Annotated in this window: 3 protein-coding genes and 1 pseudogene; 3 read left to right on the top strand and 1 reads right to left on the bottom strand. The window is 36.8% G+C overall.

Annotated elements, in window-relative coordinates:
- On the bottom strand, nt 1-765 hold a 765-nt coding region (locus tag BN202_RS08745), incomplete at its 3' end, for a hypothetical protein (protein ID WP_244426448.1).
- 62 nt (nt 766-827) lie between these two features.
- On the opposite strand from BN202_RS08745, the gene BN202_RS08740 reads away from it, so the two are divergent.
- The 3 genes and pseudogenes from BN202_RS08740 to BN202_RS08730 form a co-directional block, all read left to right on the top strand.
- Complete coding sequence (locus BN202_RS08740; protein ID WP_019220268.1) at nt 828-1,304, top strand: crossover junction endodeoxyribonuclease RuvC; 477 nt, start codon at nt 828-830, stop codon at nt 1,302-1,304.
- A complete protein-coding gene (locus BN202_RS08735) occupies nt 1,294-1,659 on the top strand; it encodes a DUF1376 domain-containing protein (RefSeq protein WP_034988084.1) in 366 nt (121 codons plus the stop codon). The genes BN202_RS08740 and BN202_RS08735 overlap by 11 nt, the downstream gene beginning before the upstream one ends.
- Nucleotides 1,649-2,273 (top strand): annotated as a pseudogene (locus tag BN202_RS08730) (hypothetical protein); the annotation flags it as partial. The gene BN202_RS08735 and the pseudogene BN202_RS08730, both read left to right, overlap by 11 nt.

Genomic DNA, 2,273 nt, shown 5'->3' with positions numbered 1-2,273 from the left:
ATCTACAGCAGTGTGTTCTAAAGTGAATATTAGTTTAGATGGTGTATCATTATTTATAGGTGCGACAGTAATAACTAAGTATAGAGAGCTGGAAACATCAAGGCTAAATACATTAAGAGGATCATATATTTTAGGTTCTACTTTAGGTTTTTTAAAACAGAGAAGTTGGGGCTTTTTGGGGGAGATGGTGTGTACCTTTTTATAAGGAGGAAAAGGATAGAGTACAGTATATGTTGCATGAATAAATCTAAAAAGGCTGTCTCTATTTATCGTAATGGAATTGATTGTAAGTGGTTGTTTTGCAGGATTTGTAATGAGTAAAGCTATATCGATGAATAAAAATACGTTACTATCGGGATCTCTATACGTTCGCATATATTGTGATAAAACATTAAGTTTTCTCTGCTCTAAAATTTCTGTCTGTTTTTCTAGAACATTGGTAAGTTTTTCTAGCGCTTCTGCTTGTTGTTTAGTTGCTTCGGCTATGTTTATGGCATTAGCTAATGTTTTTTCAAAGTTTTTTTTATCTTCTCTTCTCAATTTTGCAGCTTTTATTCGATCTTCTTTTCGTAATTTCAATGTCTGTTTAATAGAACGAAAAGCAAAAATTGCTGATAATAAAGCGCCAACCGAAGAAAGTGCAGAAAAGAGTGTAGGGTGTTGTTCTATCCAATCTAAGCATACCTTCCAATTAAGAAGCATAATCATTCCAATTAATGTAAGGAATATAATTACGTATTTACATATGTTTGCACGCTTTAACATCTTTTTTATCCGCTTTTTGAAAAAAACAACCTAATAAAGCACATTATGTATGGATTGGCGCGGTGAATAACACGATTCTTTGTTTTGATCTAGGAACGAAAACGGGGTGGGCGATACGTGATGGGGATGATCACATCATCAGTGGTACTATTGATTTTAAGCCGCGCCGTTTTGAAGGCGGTGGGATGCGTTATTTACGCTTTAAGAGATGGCTTACAGAAATAAAGCAAACAGCATGTCAAATTGACGCGGTGTATTTTGAGGAGGTGAGGCGTCATATTGGCGCGGATGCAGCGCATGTTTATGGTGGTTTATTAGCAACGTTAACGGCGTGGTGTGAACATCATGAGATACCGTATGAGGGTATACCGGTTTGTACGATTAAGAAAGTGACGACGGGCAAGGGGAATGCGTCGAAAGCAGAGATTATAGATGCGATGCGTGCAAAAGGACACGCGCCTTGTGATGATAATGAAGCGGATGCTTTAGCAATTTTACATTTAGTTAAAGAAAGGGAGATCACGAATGATGTCCATTAATAAAGTAGCGTGTGTAAAGTTTAGTACAGATAAGTTTTTAAAAGAGCTTATGGGTTTAAAAGCAACAGAGAAAGCTGTTTACACAACACTTGTATTGTTAATGAATGATAAAAAAGCTCCTCTTATAAATAATGCGTCTTATTTATCGAGTTGGTGTGGGTGTTCAGTAAGAACGTTTCAAAAGACCTTAGAGATCTTAATCAACACGGGTCATATTACGCGTTTAGAGAATGGTGGCTTATGGCATAAGTCACTAGCTTTTGATTATACGATTAGCAAATTTTCAGAAAGAGCTTCGAAAGCAGCGAATATGAGGTGGAGTATGAAAAGAGAGGAGGCAACGCATGTCAACTAAATTAGCTTGGGTTCGCAGCTTCCCTTCAGATTGTCTCGCAGAAACAAATGGCATGAAAGCCTTTCAAATAGCGACATACGTTATATTGAAATGGCACATGCGTAAAAGTGGAGAACCCATTTTTTGTGATCAGGATAAATTAGCACATAGTGCAGGCTGTTCAAAAAAGATCTTTAATAAAGCGTTAGAGTTTTTATTACGTGATAAGAAGATCATTTGTTTAGAAGATGGTCGCTTGTGGAGTTTACAAGTTGAAGAGGAACTCAACAACTCTAATGAGAATTTGAATAAGTTTTCCGAGAGAGCGCAGAAGGCAGCAAAGGCAAGATGGGATAAAAATAAAAGTGAACAAGATGCTAAGCATGATGCTAACGGTATGCTTAAGCATGCTACAAGCAATGCTTATGCAATGCTTAATGATGCCAACCACAACCACAACCACATATATAATAAAAAAATAAAACTATCGTTTTATCAAAAAAAGAAACTGAGTTTGAAGATTTAGAAACAACCGATTTGGTTGAAGAGCCAATCGAGTGTGGTGATGTTGAAAGCCAACCAGAACAAATCGAAACGGTAGAAACCAAACAACCACCCATTCACGAGCAAGAAAA

The sequence above is a fragment of the Bartonella florencae genome (genome assembly GCF_000312525.1).
Taxonomy (GTDB): Bacteria; Pseudomonadota; Alphaproteobacteria; order Rhizobiales; family Rhizobiaceae; genus Bartonella; species Bartonella florencae.
The sequence above is the reverse complement of the archived record's forward strand: the minus strand, read 5'-3'. Positions and strand labels throughout refer to the sequence as shown.

Excerpts from the sequence above, each read along its gene's own strand:
- BN202_RS08735 (WP_034988084.1), top strand. The coding sequence starts at position 1,294 with ATGTCCATTAATAAAGTAGCGTGTGTAAAGTTTAGTACAGATAAGTTT.